This is a genomic window from Bradyrhizobium sp. ISRA442 (assembly GCF_038085055.1).
Classification (GTDB): domain Bacteria; phylum Pseudomonadota; class Alphaproteobacteria; order Rhizobiales; family Xanthobacteraceae; genus Bradyrhizobium.
The window spans coordinates 67,658-84,132 of sequence record NZ_JALGCN010000013.1; the positions used below are offsets into that span (position 1 = coordinate 67,658).

At 64.4% G+C, this 16,475-nt stretch carries 18 protein-coding genes; 14 read left to right on the forward strand and 4 right to left on the reverse strand.

The genetic code is table 11. The features are described 5' to 3' along the window. Nucleotides 1-6: 6 nt before the first annotated feature. From MTR72_RS25480 to MTR72_RS25500, 5 genes are all read left to right on the forward strand, one after another. Entirely contained in the window at nucleotides 7-975 is a 969-nt protein-coding gene (locus MTR72_RS25480; protein WP_280970917.1) for a YVTN family beta-propeller repeat protein, read from the forward strand. Beyond that, the gene (locus MTR72_RS25485) at nucleotides 972-1,781 is read left to right on the forward strand and encodes an ABC transporter ATP-binding protein (RefSeq protein ID WP_341511453.1); all 810 of its coding nucleotides are present in this window, start codon (nucleotides 972-974) and stop codon (nucleotides 1,779-1,781) included. The genes MTR72_RS25480 and MTR72_RS25485 overlap by 4 nt, the downstream gene beginning before the upstream one ends. Continuing rightward, nucleotides 1,778-2,632, forward strand: a complete 855-nt coding sequence (locus MTR72_RS25490; protein ID WP_341511454.1) for an ABC transporter permease — start codon at nucleotides 1,778-1,780, stop codon at nucleotides 2,630-2,632. Before MTR72_RS25485 ends, MTR72_RS25490 begins: the two co-directional genes overlap by 4 nt. Continuing rightward, on the forward strand, nucleotides 2,629-3,243 hold the full coding sequence (locus MTR72_RS25495; protein WP_341511455.1) for a hypothetical protein: 615 nt from the start codon (nucleotides 2,629-2,631) through the stop codon (nucleotides 3,241-3,243). Before MTR72_RS25490 ends, MTR72_RS25495 begins: the two co-directional genes overlap by 4 nt. A 125-nt stretch (nucleotides 3,244-3,368) precedes the next feature. Beyond that, nucleotides 3,369-3,668, forward strand: coding sequence for a copper-binding protein (locus tag MTR72_RS25500; protein WP_341511456.1), 300 nt, complete (start codon nucleotides 3,369-3,371; stop codon nucleotides 3,666-3,668). A 187-nt stretch (nucleotides 3,669-3,855) separates the two neighbouring features. On the opposite strand, the gene MTR72_RS25505 is transcribed toward MTR72_RS25500, so the two are convergent. Together MTR72_RS25505 and MTR72_RS25510 are read right to left on the reverse strand one after the other, a co-directional pair. Beyond that, a complete protein-coding gene (locus MTR72_RS25505) occupies nucleotides 3,856-4,413 on the reverse strand; it encodes a PQQ-dependent catabolism-associated CXXCW motif protein (RefSeq protein WP_341511457.1) in 558 nt (185 codons plus the stop codon). Further along, on the reverse strand, nucleotides 4,410-5,294 hold the full coding sequence (locus tag MTR72_RS25510; protein WP_341511458.1) for a substrate-binding domain-containing protein: 885 nt from the start codon (nucleotides 5,292-5,294) through the stop codon (nucleotides 4,410-4,412). Before MTR72_RS25510 ends, MTR72_RS25505 begins: the two co-directional genes overlap by 4 nt. Before the next feature lie 144 nt (nucleotides 5,295-5,438). Here MTR72_RS25510 and MTR72_RS25515 point away from each other — a divergent pair, with 144 nt between their 5' ends. Continuing rightward, a complete protein-coding gene (locus tag MTR72_RS25515; RefSeq protein ID WP_445819639.1) occupies nucleotides 5,439-6,347 on the forward strand; it encodes a quinoprotein relay system zinc metallohydrolase 2 in 909 nt (302 codons plus the stop codon). A 97-nt stretch (nucleotides 6,348-6,444) separates the two neighbouring features. After that, on the forward strand, nucleotides 6,445-7,263 hold the full coding sequence (locus tag MTR72_RS25520; protein WP_280969514.1) for a quinoprotein dehydrogenase-associated SoxYZ-like carrier: 819 nt from the start codon (nucleotides 6,445-6,447) through the stop codon (nucleotides 7,261-7,263). Between the two features lie 230 nt (nucleotides 7,264-7,493). Here the strand turns inward: MTR72_RS25520 and MTR72_RS25525 are convergent, their stop codons facing one another. Further along, nucleotides 7,494-7,853: a hypothetical protein gene (locus MTR72_RS25525; protein WP_279375963.1), complete on the reverse strand. Its 360-nt coding sequence runs from the start codon at nucleotides 7,851-7,853 to the stop codon at nucleotides 7,494-7,496. A gap of 86 nt (nucleotides 7,854-7,939) precedes the next feature. Here MTR72_RS25525 and MTR72_RS25530 point away from each other — a divergent pair, with 86 nt between their 5' ends. The 5 genes from MTR72_RS25530 to MTR72_RS25550 are packed head-to-tail and all read left to right on the forward strand — an operon-like array spanning nucleotide 7,940 to nucleotide 11,596. Next, on the forward strand, nucleotides 7,940-8,920 hold the full coding sequence (locus MTR72_RS25530) for an ABC transporter substrate-binding protein (protein ID WP_341511540.1): 981 nt from the start codon (nucleotides 7,940-7,942) through the stop codon (nucleotides 8,918-8,920). A gap of 1 nt (nucleotide 8,921) precedes the next feature. Further along, a complete protein-coding gene (locus tag MTR72_RS25535) occupies nucleotides 8,922-9,659 on the forward strand; it encodes an ABC transporter permease (RefSeq protein ID WP_280969512.1) in 738 nt (245 codons plus the stop codon). Then, the gene (locus tag MTR72_RS25540; RefSeq protein ID WP_280969511.1) at nucleotides 9,649-10,377 is read left to right on the forward strand and encodes an ABC transporter ATP-binding protein; all 729 of its coding nucleotides are present in this window, start codon (nucleotides 9,649-9,651) and stop codon (nucleotides 10,375-10,377) included. Before MTR72_RS25535 ends, MTR72_RS25540 begins: the two co-directional genes overlap by 11 nt. 45 nt (nucleotides 10,378-10,422) lie before the next feature. Further along, on the forward strand, nucleotides 10,423-11,220 hold the full coding sequence (locus MTR72_RS25545; protein WP_445819637.1) for a pentapeptide repeat-containing protein: 798 nt from the start codon (nucleotides 10,423-10,425) through the stop codon (nucleotides 11,218-11,220). A gap of 25 nt (nucleotides 11,221-11,245) precedes the next feature. Continuing rightward, entirely contained in the window at nucleotides 11,246-11,596 is a 351-nt protein-coding gene (locus MTR72_RS25550) for a hypothetical protein (RefSeq protein WP_341511460.1), read from the forward strand. A gap of 9 nt (nucleotides 11,597-11,605) precedes the next feature. Here the strand turns inward: MTR72_RS25550 and MTR72_RS25555 are convergent, their stop codons facing one another. After that, nucleotides 11,606-11,815, reverse strand: a complete 210-nt coding sequence (locus tag MTR72_RS25555; protein ID WP_279375957.1) for a hypothetical protein — start codon at nucleotides 11,813-11,815, stop codon at nucleotides 11,606-11,608. A 266-nt stretch (nucleotides 11,816-12,081) separates the two neighbouring features. On the opposite strand from MTR72_RS25555, the gene MTR72_RS25560 reads away from it, so the two are divergent. Continuing rightward, entirely contained in the window at nucleotides 12,082-13,101 is a 1,020-nt protein-coding gene (locus tag MTR72_RS25560; protein WP_341511461.1) for an efflux RND transporter periplasmic adaptor subunit, read from the forward strand. Further along, complete coding sequence (locus MTR72_RS25565; RefSeq protein ID WP_341511462.1) at nucleotides 13,094-16,240, forward strand: efflux RND transporter permease subunit; 3,147 nt, start codon at nucleotides 13,094-13,096, stop codon at nucleotides 16,238-16,240. The genes MTR72_RS25560 and MTR72_RS25565 overlap by 8 nt, the downstream gene beginning before the upstream one ends. The last annotated feature ends 235 nt before the right edge of the window (nucleotides 16,241-16,475 follow it).

The following is a 16,475-nucleotide window of genomic DNA, read 5'->3' on the forward strand; positions in this document are numbered from 1 at the left end:
ACGATGATGTCGCGCATGTGGCGTGTGGGGCTGCTTTCCGGACTGGCGCTCGCGGCGGCGCCGGCGCATGCGTTCATTGCCTATGTCTCGAACGAGAAGAGCAACACCGTCTCGGTAATCGACACCGAGAGCTGGACGGTGGCCAAGACCATCAAGGTCGGCCAGCGTCCGCGCGGCATCGAGTTCACGCGCGACGGCAAGTTCGTGATGGTCGCGGTCGGCGACGACGACACCATCCAGGTGATCGACGCCAAGACGCAGGCGGTCGTAGACAGCCTGCCCTCGGGCCCCGATCCGGAGTTGTTCGCCCAGGACGCCGCCGGCAAGACCCTCTATGTCGCGAACGAGAACGACAATACCGTGACCGTGATCGACCTGGAGAAGCGCGCGCGGCTCGGCGACATCCAGGTCGGTGTAGAGCCCGAGGGCATGACCATCAGCCCCGACGGCAAGACGCTGATCAACACGTCGGAAACGACCAACATGGCGCATTTCATTGACACGTCGTCACGCCAGATCGTCGCCAACGTGCTGGTCGACGCGCGGCCGCGCTTTGCCGAATTCAAGCATGACAGCTCGGAACTGTGGGTGTCCTCGGAGATCGGTGGCACAGTGTCGGTGATCGATCCCAGGAAGCATGAGGTGATCGGCAAGGTCACGTTCGAGATTCCGGGCCTGCGCCGCGAGGCGATCCAGCCGGTCGGCATCGGCATGACCAAGGACGACAAGACGGCCTTCATCGCGCTCGGGCCCGCCAACCGCATAGCCGTGGTCGACACCGCGACGCGCAAGGTGACGAAATATCTCTTGGTCGGCCAGCGCGTCTGGCACATGGCGTTCACGCCGGACGAAAAATACCTGCTCACCACCAACGGCGTGTCGAACGACGTCTCGGTGATCGACGTCGCCGCGCAAAAGGTAATCAAGACGATTCAGGTAGGCGAACTGCCCTGGGGTATCACGATCGCGCCATGACCAGCCCTGCTCCCATCGCCGAACCACGCGAGGCTGCGCCGAAGCCTGGTCCGGCCGCCGTGCCTGCATTGTCGATCGACGGCGTCAGCCATGCCTATGGGACGCGCCGCGCGCTGATCGACGTCTCCTTCAGCGTCGCGCCGGCAAGCTTTACCGCGCTGCTCGGCCTCAACGGTGCGGGCAAGAGCACGCTGTTCTCGCTGATCACGCGCCTGTTCGGCATCCAGAGCGGCCGCGTCGGCATTTTCGGCCATGACATCAGCAGCTCGCCCGGCGAAGCACTGCGGCTGCTCGGCGTCGTGTTCCAACCGCGCACGCTCGATCTCGACCTGTCGCTGACGCAGAACCTGCTCTATCACGCCGCGCTCCACGGCATCAGCCGGCGCGAGGCGGCCGCGCGCAGCGCGGAGCTGCTCGGCCGCATCGGGCTCGCCGAGCGCGCCGGCAGCAAGGTGCGCGATCTCTCCGGCGGTCAGATGCGGCGGCTGGAGATCGCGCGGGCGCTGCTGCACCTGCCGCGCCTGTTGCTGCTGGACGAGCCGACCGTCGGCCTCGACGTCAAGGCGCGGGCGGACATCATCAGCCATGTCCGCCAGCTCGTGACGGAGCAAGGCATCGGCGTGCTCTGGGCGACCCACCTGTTCGACGAGATCACGGCGACCGATGACCTCGTGGTGCTGCACCAGGGCAAGGTGCTGGCGAAAGGGCCGGTCGGCCGCGTCGTGGCCGAGGCAGGCGCACAGGACGTCAACACCGCCTTCATGCGCCTGACCGGCGCCCAGGTCATGCCGGGAGGCGGCGCATGAGCAGCGTCACCGCACGCCACGACGACACGACGCGCGGCTTCTCGTTCGGCGAATACATGACCTGCCTCACCGGCATCGTCTGGCGCGAGGGTCTGCGCTTCCTGCATCAGCGCGAGCGCTTCGTCTCCGCGCTGGTGCGCCCACTGGTATGGCTGTTCATCTTCGCGGCCGGCTTCCGCCAGGTGCTCGGCATCTCGATCATCCCGCCTTACGAGACCTACATTCTCTACGAGGTCTACATCGCGCCCGGGCTGATCGCGATGATCCAGCTCTTCAACGGCATGCAGTCCTCGCTCTCGATGGTCTATGACCGCGAGATGGGAAATATGCGCACGCTGCTGGTGAGCCCGCTGCCGCGCTGGTTCCTGCTGTTCTGCAAGCTGCTCGCAGGCACCTCGGTGTCGCTGCTCCAGGTCTATGCGTTCCTCCTGATCGCCTGGTTCTGGGACATCACCCCGCCCCCGGTCGGCTATCTCACCGTGCTGCCGGCGCTGATCCTGTCCGGGCTGATGCTGGGCTCGCTCGGCATGCTGATCTCCTCCGGCATCAAGCAGCTCGAGAATTTTGCGGGCGTGATGAACTTCGTGATCTTCCCGATGTTCTTCGCCTCCTCCGCGCTCTACCCGCTCTGGCGGGTGCAGGAAGGTAGCCCCTATCTCTATTACCTCTGCCAAGCCAATCCGTTCACCCACGCGGTCGAGCTGATCCGCTTCGCGCTGTATGGACAGATCAACTGGATCTCGCTGGCGGTGGTCGCGACCTGCACAATCGTCTTCATGATCGGTGCGATTTTCGCCTATGATCCGTCGCGCGGGCTGGCACGGCGCGGGCCCGCAGGAGGCGAAGGATGAAATTTGGGATCGTGACCATGGCGGCTCTGGCGCTGGCGGTTGCCAGCACGGCGGCGCACGCGGCCGATCCGCGTTATCCCGACTGGCCCTGCGCACAGGCCAAGGTTCCGGACATCTCGCTCGCCGCCGTCTGGGCCGGGCCGCCGCTCGACGATGTCCAGAACAAATGGAAGGATGACGCGAAGGTCAGCGCACTGGTCTCGAAGCTCGCAGCGCGGAAGACGCCGCTGGACGAGGCCGAGAAGTCGGTAAAGGAATTTCTGGCCGCCTCTGCCTCCGACAAGACCGCGAATGCCAAGCTGCTGTTTGCGGGCCTGTTCGACACGCTCAACGCCCAGCGTTCCTCGGTCATGAGCGGTCTCGAACGCGTCAGCCGCAAGCAGCGCGATGCCGCCGACAAGATCCGTGACGAGACCCTCCGACTTCAAGCCCTCCAGGGTGCGACGCCGCGCGACGAGACCAAGGTCGAAGAGCTCAGCAATCAGTTGATCTGGGAGACCCGCATTTTCGAGGACCGCCGCAAGGTGGTGCGGTTCGTCTGCGAAGTTCCGACCACGATCGACCAGCGCCTGTTTGCGCTCGGGCGCGTGATCCAGCAGGAAATGGAATAGCGTCAGCCAGGCTGACCGCTCACAAAAAGTTCCTGGATCGGCCCCGCTTTTGCCGCGCTATCTGCCGGAACCAAATCGATTTATGATGTCTTGTCGAAGTGAATCCTTGACGTCGGGAGGCCTCGATGGGAACAGCAAAATTCATCTTCGCGGGGGCTGCGGCCATCGGCATGTTAGCGTTGCCGGCGTTCGCTGACGACATGAACGGAATGATCACGAGGATCGACCGGCTCAACAACACGATCTCGATTCAGCAGATGCAGAAGGGAACGGTCGGCGGCAGCGCCGGCGGTGCTGGCTCCCTTCAGGAGTACAAGGCGAAGGACGCCGGCATGCTCGAAAGCGTCCACGCCGGCGACAGGGTGACGTACACTGCGACCGCTACCGACGGCACCGGGACGCTCACCAAGCTTCAGAAGCAGTAGTCGGGTCTTCACCTCGCCCGCTTGCGCGGAGAGGTCGGAATTCGCGCGAAGCGCGGATTCCGGGTGATGGAGAGTCTCTGCGAGTCCAACTCTCACCGCCCTCGAGGAGAGTCCAACCCTCTCCCCGCAAGCGGGGAGAGGAAGTGCATCTGCGCGCGGTGGTGCAGTTCGGTCCAATTTGAGCTCCTCACTGCTCGGAGCGTGGTTCTGGCTGCGCCTCTTCGATGGGAAGGCCTGCGCGCTCCCAGCCGTCGGTGCCGTCGGGATACCAGGCGACGTTGGAATAGCCGTAAGCGAGCGCGCGTTTGGCGGCATTCCAGGACATCCAGCAATCGGCCTGGCAATAGATCACAAGCGGCGCGGTCTTGTTGCCGCGCGTCGCATGTGCGAGGCCGCGCTGGAAATACGCGTCCATCGCCGGCGGCAGCGCGCCATAGCCCGTATCGGGCAGCCAGATGCTGCCGGGAATGTTTTTGCGCGGCGTATCGCGCCAGACGGTGCCTGCGGGAAGGTTCTTCGGCTTCGGCGGACGCGGCAGCACATCGACGAAGGCGGCGCTCTTCGCACGCCAGATCGCCTCGGCTTCCGCGGTCGTGAGCACGTGCGCGCCTTCCAACGTCGCCGGCACCGGCGCGCGATAATTGTCGGTGCGATAGCCCTCTGGCTCGAAAGGCTCCCGCTGCTGCCCGGACGCCGGCGCCGCCAGCGCGGCGGCGACGAGCGCAACCGCGAGAATTCGCCTCATGGCGTCTTCTTGGCCGTCTCCGCACCGAGCGGCCGGTCGCTCTCGTCGAGCAGCGGGACGCCGAAGTCGAGCAGGATCTTGTTGATCTCGCCCTGGTTCTCCTGGATCAGTTTGTTGAGCTGCCGCTTCCAGTTCTGGTCGGCGGGACGTACACCCATGCCGATGCGATAGACGAGCTTCGGCCCTGTGGTTTCCTTCACCAGCGGCGTGACATGAAGCGAGGCCCCGGCCTGCTTCGCATAGAACCCCGCCATCGGCCCCCACAGCACGCCGGCGTCGATCGTGCCGGCCGCGAGATCGTCGATCATCGCCTTGGCAGAGTTGTCGAAACGCGTGTCGATCATCAGCGGATAGGGCTTTGCATCGCCCATCAGGCCGGCGAGGGCCATGTTGGTCGCCGGCGGCGTGCCGGCGATGATGCCGATGTGCTTGCCCTTGAGCCGAGCGTCCTCGAGCGTATCGACGTCCTCGAGCCCGCTGCCCGCCTTCGCGACCAGCGCGTAGGTCGTGCGGTAATAGGGATTGGTGCCCTGCACGAGGTCATCGCCTTGCGGAAAACCCATGATGACATCGCAGCGATGCGCGCCCAGCGTCATGCGCACGAAGCCGGTGGCCTGCGGGAAGTACACGTAATCGAGCGTCTTCTGGAGTTTTTGGGCGAGCAGCTCGGCGAGCCTGTTCTCAAAGCCCTCGCCCTTTTCATTGGAGAAAGGCAGATTGCGCGGATCGGCGCAGACGCGCAGCACCTTCGGGTCGATCAGCTCGAACGAGAGATCGCCGCTGTCGTTGGTCTGCGCCACGGCTACGCCGCTCAGCACGCAAGACACGACCATCACCCACAGCGAAAGCAACCAGCGACGATGTCGTCCGGCCTCCGTCATCGCGCTTCCTCCTCGTTTTGTTTGAATGCTATCCATGCAACGCATGATGCGTCATGTCTTGCCCAACTTTGTGTCGGCTTGTCTTGTTGCAGTGCAATGCCGCGGATGAGGAACTGAGGCGTAAAAGTGGCTCATATCGCTTCAATGATCGCGGTCCTCGCCCTGCTGGGGGTATCCACGCTAGCACGCACCGAGGCCGCTGAATTGCCTGTGAGCGAAGTGGCTCCCGGAATCTTTGTCCATATCGGCATGGTCGCGCTGATGAATTCCAAGAACCAGGGCGCGATCGCCAATGTCGGCTTCGTCATCGGCGATGACGCGGTCGCCGTGGTCGACACCGGCGGCAGTGTCCGCGAGGGCGAGGCACTGCTGGCGGCGGTGCGGGCCCGCACCGCCAAGCCGATCCGGTACGTCATCAACACGCACGGTCATCCCGACCACGTCTTCGGCAACGCCGCCTTCGTCGCGCAAGGAACAAGCTTCGTCGGCCACAGCAAGCTGCCGCAGGCGCTTGCCACGCGCGGCCCGTACTACCTCGACAATTTTCGTCGGATCATGGGCGACGAGCTGATCGCGACGGTCAAGATCGTTCCGCCCACCCTGCTCGTTTCCGACACCATGACGCTCGACCTCGGATCGCGCCGCCTCGTCTTGCGGGCCTGGCCAACCGCCCACAGCGACAACGACCTGACCGTTTATGATGAAACGACGAAAACCCTGTTCACGGGCGACCTCGTCTTTCTCCGCCATATTCCGGTGATGGACGGCAGCATCCGAGGCTGGCTTGCCCTCCTCAAGGAGCTTGAGGCCGCTCCCGCGCAGCGCGTCGTTCCTGGTCACGGACCCGTGAGCGACTGGCCCGCGGCGCTGGCAGATGAGCGGCGTTACCTCTCGACACTGCTCGGTGATGTCCGCGCGCTCAACAAAAAGGGCGAGCCGATCAGGGCGGCGGCGGACAAGGCGGCAGCGTCGGAACGGTCGCATTGGGAGCTGTTCGACGACTACAATGCCCGCAACGCAACCGCAGCATTCTCGGAAATTGAATGGGAGTAGCGGGCGCGCTACGCTGACCCAGGGATCAGCTATGCCGACCCAGGGATCAGCTATGCTGACCTAGGGATCACTGCTCCGTTCGCGCGGGACCACGACCATGATGGAATACGCCCTCCGCCTGCCCCTGATCGCCGCGCTGCTCGGCATCGCCTTCGCCGCGCCGGCGCCCGCTGAGGAGGCCTATGATCCCTGGCCGGGTCTGGTGCAGGACATCTTCAACAACCGTGCGATGAACGACGGCAGCGACGTCATCGGCATCGAGATGCCTTATCGGGCCGAAGACGCAGCGATTGTTCCAGTAACCTTGCGCAGCAAGCTGTCGCCCGGCGATGCCCGCCGCATCCGCGCGATCACGCTCGTGATCGACCGCAACCCCGCCCCGATGGCGGCGAAGTTCGAGCTCGGGGCGGACGCGAATGTCACCGAGATTTCCACGCGCGTGCGCGTCAACAACTACACCGACGTCCACGCGGTGGCTGAGCTCAGCGACGGCCAGCTCTATGTCTCGAAGACCTATGTGAAGGCCTCCGGCGGCTGCTCGGCGCCAGCGGTGAAGAATGCCGAGGAAGCCAGGAATCGGCTCGGCCAGATGCGCTACCGACAGTTCGCGCGCGAGGACGCGCCGGCAAGCCGGATCCGCGAGGCGCAGATCATGATCGGCCATCCCAACAATTCCGGCCTGCAGATGGACCAGGTGACGCAGCTCTATATCCCGGCCTTCTTCATCAACGCGCTGAAGCTCACCCAAGACGACAGCCTCGTGCTGGCGATGGAAGGTGGCATCTCGATCTCGGAAGATCCCAATCTGCGCTTCACCTACGTCTCCAACGGCGCGAAGCGTTTCCGCGCGGAAGCGAAAGACACGGATGGACACGTGTTCCGCAACGAGTGGGACGTGGAGAAGCCGGGGACGTGATAAGGCGCTATCTTACCCTCACCCTTTGTTGTGGGAGAGGGTGCCTCGCGAAGCGAGGCCGGTGAGGGGCGTCTCTCCGCGCACACCACTCTCGCCGGAATCCACTGATAGAACCCCTCATCCGGCGCCGTAGCAGAAGCTTCGCTTCGGCGTTCTTAAGAACGGCGGCCGAAGGCCGCCTATGCCACCTTCTCCCACAAGCGGAGAAGGGAAGAAAGCACAACGAGTGGCTAAAAACACCTCACCTCGGCTTCCGCCTGAGCGCGGCGGAGATCGTTCACGGCGGTGTTGGCCTGTTCGGAGGTGCGAAACTGGACACCGAGATTGCCGCGCACCTGGGACATGCTGAGCGCGGTCTCTGCGGTGACGTAGCGCTCATAGGGCACGATCGAGGCAACCACATCGATCGAGCAGGAACATTGCTCGATCGCCTGCCGCGTCTCGCCATTGGCCTTCATGCAACCATAGACGTATTCGGCCCGCGCGGAGGTCGGATAGTCATTGGCCTCCTCGGCCCGCGCCACGCATGCGGTCGCCGCCACCACCGCCAATGCGGCGACAATCGGTCGTACCCGTCCGGCGAAACTCATGATCATCCTCCCGCTGGTTGCGACAGAAACTATGCTATGCCTATTGTCCTGAAAAGAACTCGTTGGTGGAAGCGGCTCACAAGGTGATGAGAGGTCTTGCTCGAATAGCAACGCTGTCGGCCGTGCTGGCGCTGGCGCATCTTGCTCCCGCCGGCGCCGTGGATACGATCCGCCTTGCGGTGCAGAAAACCGGAACATTCTCCTGGGAACTGGCCACGATCCGCGCCAATGGCCTCGACAAGGAGGCCAACCTGTCGCTCGAGGTGACGGAGCTCGCGAGCACCGAGGCCGGCAAGATCGCGATGCGCGCGGGGAATGCCGACATCATGCTGTCGGACTGGCTCTGGGTCTCACGCGAGCGCGCGCTCGGCGCCAAGCCGACCTTCTATCCCTACTCCAGCGCACTCGGCGCGGTGATGGTGCCGGCGGCCTCGCCGATCAAGTCGCTCGCCGACCTCAAGGGGCGCAAGCTCGCCGTCGCCGGCGGGCCGATCGACAAGAGCTGGCTCCTGCTTCAGGCGCGGATGAAGCAGGACGGCATCGACCTGAAATCGGAGGCGACCATCGTTTATGGCGCACCGCCTTTGCTGGCGGCCAAGGCGCTCGACGGTGAGATGGATGCGAGCCTCAATTTCTGGAATTTCTGCGCCCAGCTCGAGGCCAAGGGCTTTCGCCGCGTCGCCGGCATCGAGGATGTCTTGCCGAAACTCGGCGCGAAGGGCCCGGTGTCCGCCGTCGGCTATGTCTTCGATGAAACCTGGGCGGCAAGCCACCGCGACGCCGTGGCCCGCTTCATCGCGATGACCCGCAAGGCCAAGGAGCTGCTGGTGACGTCGGATGCGGCCTGGGAGAAGGTTGCCCCGCTCACCGGCACCACCGATCCGGCCATGCTCAAGACCTATCGTGACCGCTATCGCGACGGCATTCCGCGCCGGAGCATCGACGACGAGGAGGCGGACGCGCGCGTGCTCTACCGCGTGCTCGCCGGGATCGGCGGCCGCGACCTTGTCGGGCCGGCGTTGCAGCTCGATCCCGGCACGTTCTATCACGCGGTTCCCGGAGACTGAGGTGCTGCGTCTTTTGTCGTTTGCCCTATTTCTTGCGATCTGGTGGATTGCAGCGCTGTTCGTCGGCGGCGTGAAGCTCCCCTCCCCGCCTGCCGTGCTCGAGGTCATGATCGCGGAAGCCGCAAGCGGCGCGCTGTTCCTGCATCTCGGCGTCACGCTCGCGCGCGTCGTGCTCTCTTTCGTGCTGGCGATGTCGCTCGGTAGTGCCATCGGCTATCTGATGGGGCGGGTGAAGCTCGCCGACCGGCTCGGCGATCCCTGGCTGATCCTGCTCCTCAACCTGCCGGCACTGGTCGTGATCGTGCTGGCCTATATCTGGGCCGGTCTTACCGAAGCCGCCGCGATCGCGGCCATCGCCATCAACAAGCTGCCGACCGCTGTCGTCACCTTGCGCGAGGGCACGCGTGCGCTCGACCGTTCGCTCGACGAGATGGCCACCGTGTTCGCGATGTCGCGCTGGCGCGCCTTCCGCCACGTCGTGCTGCCGCAGCTTGCGCCCTATATCGCGGCCGCCGCGCGCTCCGGATTGTCGCTGGTCTGGAAGATCGTGCTGGTCGCCGAGCTCCTGGGACGACCGAACGGGGTCGGCTTCGAAATCGGCGTCGCGTTCCAGCTCTTCGATACGCCGCGGCTGCTAGCCTATTCGCTGACGTTCGCCGCCGTCGTGCTCATCATCGAAACCCTGCTGGTGCAGCCGTTCGAAGCCCACGCAACACGGTGGCGGCCCCGTGCGGCTTGAGGTCGACATCACAGGCAAGACCTTCCGAAGCGCGGCGGGCGAGACGCATGAGGTGCTCGCGCCGGTGCGCTTCTCGCTCGGCGCCGGCGAGGTCGGCGTTCTCGTCGGCCCGTCCGGCTGCGGCAAGAGCACGATGCTGCGGATCATCCTGGGCCTCGATCGCGACTTCCAGGGCGACGTCACGCGTCCGCCAAACGCACGCATCGGCATGGTGTTCCAGGAGCCGCGGCTGCTGCCGTGGCGCTCGGTCGAGCAGAACGTGCGGCTGGCGGCGCCGGAGATCGACGAGGCGAAGCTCGCCGAATTGCTGGGGATCCTCGAGCTGGGAGCGCACCGCAGCCACTTCCCCGGTGAGTTGTCGCTTGGGCTTGCCCGCCGCGTCGCGCTCGCCCGCGCCTTCGCCGTCGAGCCGGACCTGCTGGTGCTCGACGAGCCGCTCGCCTCGCTCGACGATGCCTTGGCCGGCCGCTTGCGCGAAGAGATTGCAACGCTGGTCGCAAGCCGGCCGGTGATGACGCTGCTGGTGACGCACAGCCTCGACGACGCGGTGCGTCTTGGCGACCGCTTGTTCTTCCTGTCGCCGCGGCCGGCGCGGATTCTGGCCGACGTGCCGATCGCCATCCCGCGCGGCGCGCGGGGTGAGGCCGAGATCGCCGCGATCAAGGCCGGCCTGGTGAGGCGGACGCAGGGCGAGCGCGCCGGGCGGGATATCTCATAGGCACCCGCGCCGCCTGTGTGCTAAACAGACGTGAAGCGGAGCCTGATGATGAAGGCAACGGCTGTTCTGGCAGCGCTCGGCGTCGTGCTTGCCGCACCCGCGGCAAACGCGCAGGACATGATGCGTGGCGTCGACCTCACCTCGCCTGCGATGGTGTCGGCCGAGATGACCCGGGCGGAGGTCGAAACCGTGCTCGCAAGAGCGAGCGCGGCCGCACCGGCCGACTTCACCGGCAAGCGGCTTTCGAGCCTCGACCTGTCGGGTCTGGACATGTCCGGTGCCATTCTTCGCGCGGCGCGGCTGAACAGGACCAAGCTCGCAGGCGCTCATCTCGATCGCGCGATCCTGGATCAGGCCTGGCTGCTGGAGGCGGATCTCACCGGCGCGAGCCTCAAGGGCGCCAATCTGTTCGCCGCGCAGATGGCGCGCGCCCGTCTCGACGGCGCCGATCTGACGGGGGCACGCATCGCCGCCGATCTCACCGGTGCAAGCCTCAAGGGTGCCTCGATCGCGGAGGCGCATCTTGGCGCCGACATGCGCAACCAGTCGATGGGGCTGATGCGCGCCGTGCTGCGCTCGGCCAATCTGACCGGCCTGAACGCGCACAACGCCGACCTCTCGCGCGTCGATCTCGAATTCGCTGTCCTCAAAGACGCCGATCTCACCGGCGCCTTACTAAAAGGCGCCCAGCTCGGCGGCGCCGACCTGAGCGGAGCAACCGTCATCGGCACCGATTTCGACGGCGCCGATCTCGTCTCGGCCAAGCTGATCGCGCCGATCGGTCTTGACCGCGCCAAGAATTTCGACAAGGCAAGAAACAGCGAGCGCGTCATCAGGAAATGACGGCGTGATTTGGGAGGAGCTGCTGATGACGCGTTGGTGTCTGGCTTTGATCGTCATGGTGGCCTGTGCCGGCGGCGCCGCCGCACAGAGCAAGAGCAAGGGCATCCGGCTCTGGAACCTGACGACCGAAACCATTTCCGGCTTTCAGCTCTCGCCCGCGGGCAAGACCGACTGGGGACCGAACCAAACCTTGAACGACAAGGACAAGGAGGTCGACCATGACGAGCGGCTGCGGATCATCGGCGTCGAGCCCGGCCGCTACGATGCCAAGGTCAGCTATCCCAGTTCACGGCAATGCATCGTCCGCGACCTCGAGATCAGGGCGGATGCGGTGTTCTCGATCGCCGACAAGGATCTGAAGGACTGCACCAAGTAAGCCTGGTGCTCACGCCTTGTCGTGCGCGTGCGGATATTCGCAGCGCCATCGCACGGCCTGCCACTTCGGATGCTCGCCGATCCATTGCGCAATGTAGGGCGGCGCGGCCATCGAGCATTGCGCTGGCGAGCCGGCATAGGAAAACACCAAATGCTGCTCCTCGCAGGTCGCAGGCGAGAGCACCGCACACACGGTCACCACCAGGTCAATCGGGTTCATGCTGTGATCCTCTCGCCTCGGCGATCAAGAAAGTAGCATAAGGGGCTACGTTCCAAGGGGCGGGAAGTTTCAATTCCATGCGAGATGAGCAGGAACCTGGCGGCCACCGCCCCTCTCCGACCGCGCCGGCTTTCGCCGCAAACAAGTTGATGGTGAAGTCGGCGCCTTGCCGCCGGTTCATTTCGTCAATAAGCTGGTTCCCCACAACTGCTAACAGGCTGATGGCTCTTACGGAAACCTCCTGGCGCGTCGCGGTCGCTGTGTGCTTGCTGGCGCTCGCCGCCAGCCCTTGGGCGATCACGGGTCAAGTTCGGCAAGCAGTGGCGGAGCCGCAGCCGGACAAGTCGAATTCGGGCCGCACCGAGCCTTCCCGCACCGCAAACGGCGACCAGCCGGCGGTCAAGCTTACGTCCAGCCAGCAGGGACAGGTCGGACTCGAAACCGCGGTTGTGGAAGCCGCCCCGCATCCCGAGCAATTCCGCGCATACGGCGCGGTGCTGGACATCTCCCGCATTACGGAGCTCACCAACAGCTACGCCAACGCGCAAGCTCAACTCCAGACGGCGCAGGCCAAGCTCGAAGTCGCGAAGAGTGCGTTCGACCGGATCAGGAATCTCGTCGAATCCGCCGCGCTCCCAAAGAAGGAAGCCGAAACCGCAGAGGGAACGTTACGGACCGACAAGGCCGCGCTCGCCGCTGCGGAATCGCAGCTCAGGACTCTCGCGGCAACTGCACAGCAGGAGTGGGGGCTAGTCATCGGCCGGGGAATCGTCGAGCGCTCGCCCGCCGTTGTCAGGCTGATCGAACGCGATCAGTTTCTGGTTCAGGTGACGCTGCCGCCCGGCGTGACTGTCACTGGGACTCCGGGGACGGCTCTGGCGCAGGCGCCAACGCGAAATGCGAATATCGATCTCCATTACATCTCCCCCGCAACACGCACCGACCCTCGTATTCAGGGATTGAGCTATTTCTTCTCAGCGCGCGGCGATAGCGGCCTGCTGCCCGGCATGAACACCACTGTTTACGTGCCGTCAGGCAACACTTACGAGGGCGTGTTCATCGAAGATACCGCGATCGTGCGATGGCAGGGTCGATCGTGGGTTTACCTGCGCGTGAGCTCCGATAGCTTCCGACGGCATCCGATCAGCACGGATCAGCCGGTCTCGGACGATGACTATGTCGTCCGGGACATCCCATCGGGGTCCGAAATCGTAATCCGGGGCGCGCAGGTCTTGTTGTCCGAGGAGGCCAAGAGCGAGCTTCGGGGCAGCGATGACAATGACTGACGGCATCGGCTCCAACAGGTCAGGGCCGCAAGCCGCTCTCGTCGCGTTCGCCATCCGCTTCCGCGGCATCGTGCTCGCGCTTTCGTGTGCACTGCTGGGCTATGGCCTGTTCGCCCTTGGCGAAGCCAAGTACGGAGTCTTCCCCGAATTCGCGCCGCCGCAGGTCACGATCCAGACTGAAGCTCCTGGCCTCAGTCCCGAGCAGGTCGAGATTCTGGTCACGCAACCGATCGAAACGTCGATCAACGGCTTGGCCGGCGTCGAAAGTCTGCGCTCGTCGTCGATCCAGGGCCTCTCGGTGGTGACGGTCGTCTTCCAGCCGGGCAACGATATCTACCGGGCGCGCCAGTTGGTGACAGAGCGTCTCGCGGTCGTGGCCTCGCGGCTGCCGCAAGGCGTGCAACCACCGTCGATGACACCATTGACCCCACTGGCCGGTACGGTGCTGGTCATTGGCCTGACGTCCGACAAACTCTCACTGATGGATTTGCGCACCATAGCTGACTGGACCGTGGCGAGGCGGCTTCTGGCGGTACCGGGCGTGGCGCAAGTATCCACTTACGGCAAAGATGTCAGATCTTTGCAGGTGCAGGTCCGTCCTGACGACCTGATCCGATTCCGGGTCGGCGTGAACGACGTACTCGCAGCCGCGCGCAAGGCCACCGGCGTACGGGGCGCCGGCTTCATCGATACCGCCAATCAGCGCATCACGCTGCAAACCCAGGGGCAGTCTTTGACACCCGACCAGCTTGCCCGCACCGTTCTTCTGCACGAAGGCGGCGCCAGCGTGGTTCTCGGCGACGTCGCCACAGTCGTGACCGCTCCCGAGCCGCCGATCGGGGCCGCCCTCATCGACGGCATGCCTGGCATCATGCTCATGGTCAGCCAGCAATACGGCGCGAATACGCGAGAAGTCACCACGCGGGTGGAAGCCGCGCTGCAAGAACTACGACCAGGTCTCGAAGCCGATGGGGTTCAGCTCCATGCGGACATATTTCGCCCTGCCAACTTCATCGACAAGGCGACCGAGAACGTGCTCAACGCCTTGTTGATCGGTGGGGCGCTCGTGGTCGTCGTTCTGTTTCTATTTCTGTTCGACTGGCGCACCTCGATCATCAGTTGCACCGCGATCCCGCTATCGTTGATAGCGGCCGTGCTCGCCCTGCAATGGATGGGCGAAACCCTCAACACGATGACGCTGGGCGGCCTTGCGATTGCCATCGGCGAGGTCGTCGATGATGCCGTGATCGGCGTCGAGAACGTGGTACGCAGATTGCGTGAAAATCGCCGGGCATTGGCGCCGAGACCCGAGGCTCGCGTCGTGCTTGGAGCCTTCCTTGAGGTGCGTACCGCCGTTGCCTATGCGACGTTCGCGGTGCTGCTGGTCTTCTTTCCGATCCTGGCGCTCTCCGGCATTGCCGGCCGTCTCTTCGGTCCCCTGGGCATCGCCTACATCTTCGCCGTGCTGGCCTCGCTCGCGGTCGCCCTTACGGTGACGCCCGCGCTCTCCATGCTGCTACTTGTCGGGAGGACCGGCGCACAGCGCCTGCAAGAACCGCCTGCGGTACGGTGGTCGCGTCGACACTACCAGGCCTTGCTGCGTCGTATCGGCCGTTTCCCGAAGCTGGTGATGACGGCAGCCGCGGTTCTGACGATCGCCGGCGCGGCGATGCTGCCTTTTTTCGGCGGGACCTTCCTGCCGGATCTGCGCGAAGGCCATCTGATTCTGCACGTCTCTGCGATCCCCGGCACCTCGCTCGACGAATCGCTTCGTATCGGCAAACTGATGACGGATACTCTCCGAAATATCCCGGGCGTGTATAGAGTAGCGCAGCATGCAGGTCGAGCCGAGGCCGGCATCGACACGGTTGGTCCGCATTCCAGCGAGTTCGAAGTCGACTTAGAGCCGGGACTCTCGGGCGAGGCACAATCCGCCGCAGAAGCGCGCATCAGGGCCGCTCTGGCCGACTTCCCCGGGGTCTCCTTCTCGAGCAAGACCTACCTGACGGAGCGCGTGGAGGAAACCGTCTCCGGATTCACTGCGGCGGTAGTCATCAACATCTACGGGCCCGATCTCGATTCACTCGAGCGCGCTGCGCGCGACGTCGCTCGAGAACTTGACGAAGTCGCAGGTGCCATCGACGTGCAGCAACGATCCCCGCCGGGGATGCCGCAGGTCAATGTGACGCTTCGCCCAACCGATCTGCAGCGCTGGGGGCTCGATGCGGTCGAAGTGCTCGAGCTGATCCGCACCGCCTACCAGGGCGATGTCGTCGGCCAGGGATATGAAGGCAATGCCGTCTTCAACGTCATCGTGATCCTCGACGCGCATGCCCGCGCCCGGCTCACTCAGATCGGTGACCTGCCGGTGCGCACGCCGAGCGGGGCTTACATTCTGCTGAAACAAATCGCCGACGTCTACGAAACCTCAGGCCGTTATCAGATCCAGCACCAGAATGCGCAGCGCGTTCAGACCGTAACAGCGAACGTCAGCGGACGCGATCTCGAATCCTTCGTGGCCGCCGCCAAACGCAAGCTGGCCCGCGAGGTCGCGCTGCCGCCCGGTGCTCATCTCGAATTTGCCGGAGCGGCCGAGGCCCAAGCCCGGTCGCGGCGCGATCTCATCGTCAACTCTTTGCTGGCCGGGACGGGTATCGTCATTCTGCTTTCGATGGTCACCGGCCATTGGCGAAATCTGCTGCTGGTAATGATCAACCTGCCGTTTGCCTTTGTCGGTGGCGTGTTCGCATTGGCGTTGACGGGTGGTCTGCTTTCGCTCGGATCAATGGTCGGCTTCGTCACGCTGTTCGGGATCACGCTGCGCAATTCCATCCTCATGATCTCGCACTACGAGCACCTCGTCCTCGCCGACGGTCGCGTGTGGGGACTAGATACCGCGATCGAGGGCGCGGCCGACCGTCTCGTCCCGATCCTGATGACGTCTCTCGTGACCGGCCTGGGATTGCTGCCGCTCGCGCTCGGCGCAGGAGAACCGGGGCGTGAAATCGAGGGCCCGATGGCGATCGTCATCCTCGGGGGTCTCATGACTTCGATGGCGCTTAGTCTGCTGGTTCTGCCCACCCTTGCGCTTCGATACGCGCGTTTCAAGACCCGTTCTGAGCGGCCGCAAGGCGCCTGACGGTCCAGGTCATCTTCACTGGTGAAAGCGGCAGCAGCGCTGACCAGACCGCGGCGCACAACCTACAAGCTGGCGGTCGGGATTTGGATCGCGGGCCCCGATCGTCGTTGTGGCCCGACGTCAACCGCGGCTTTGATGAAGATCGGATGAGCGCAATGCGAGGGATAAGCAAAGAGCCGCGAAAATAGCAGCCTAACACTGCCACGGCTTCGACGGCATTTGCCATCGAAGCCGC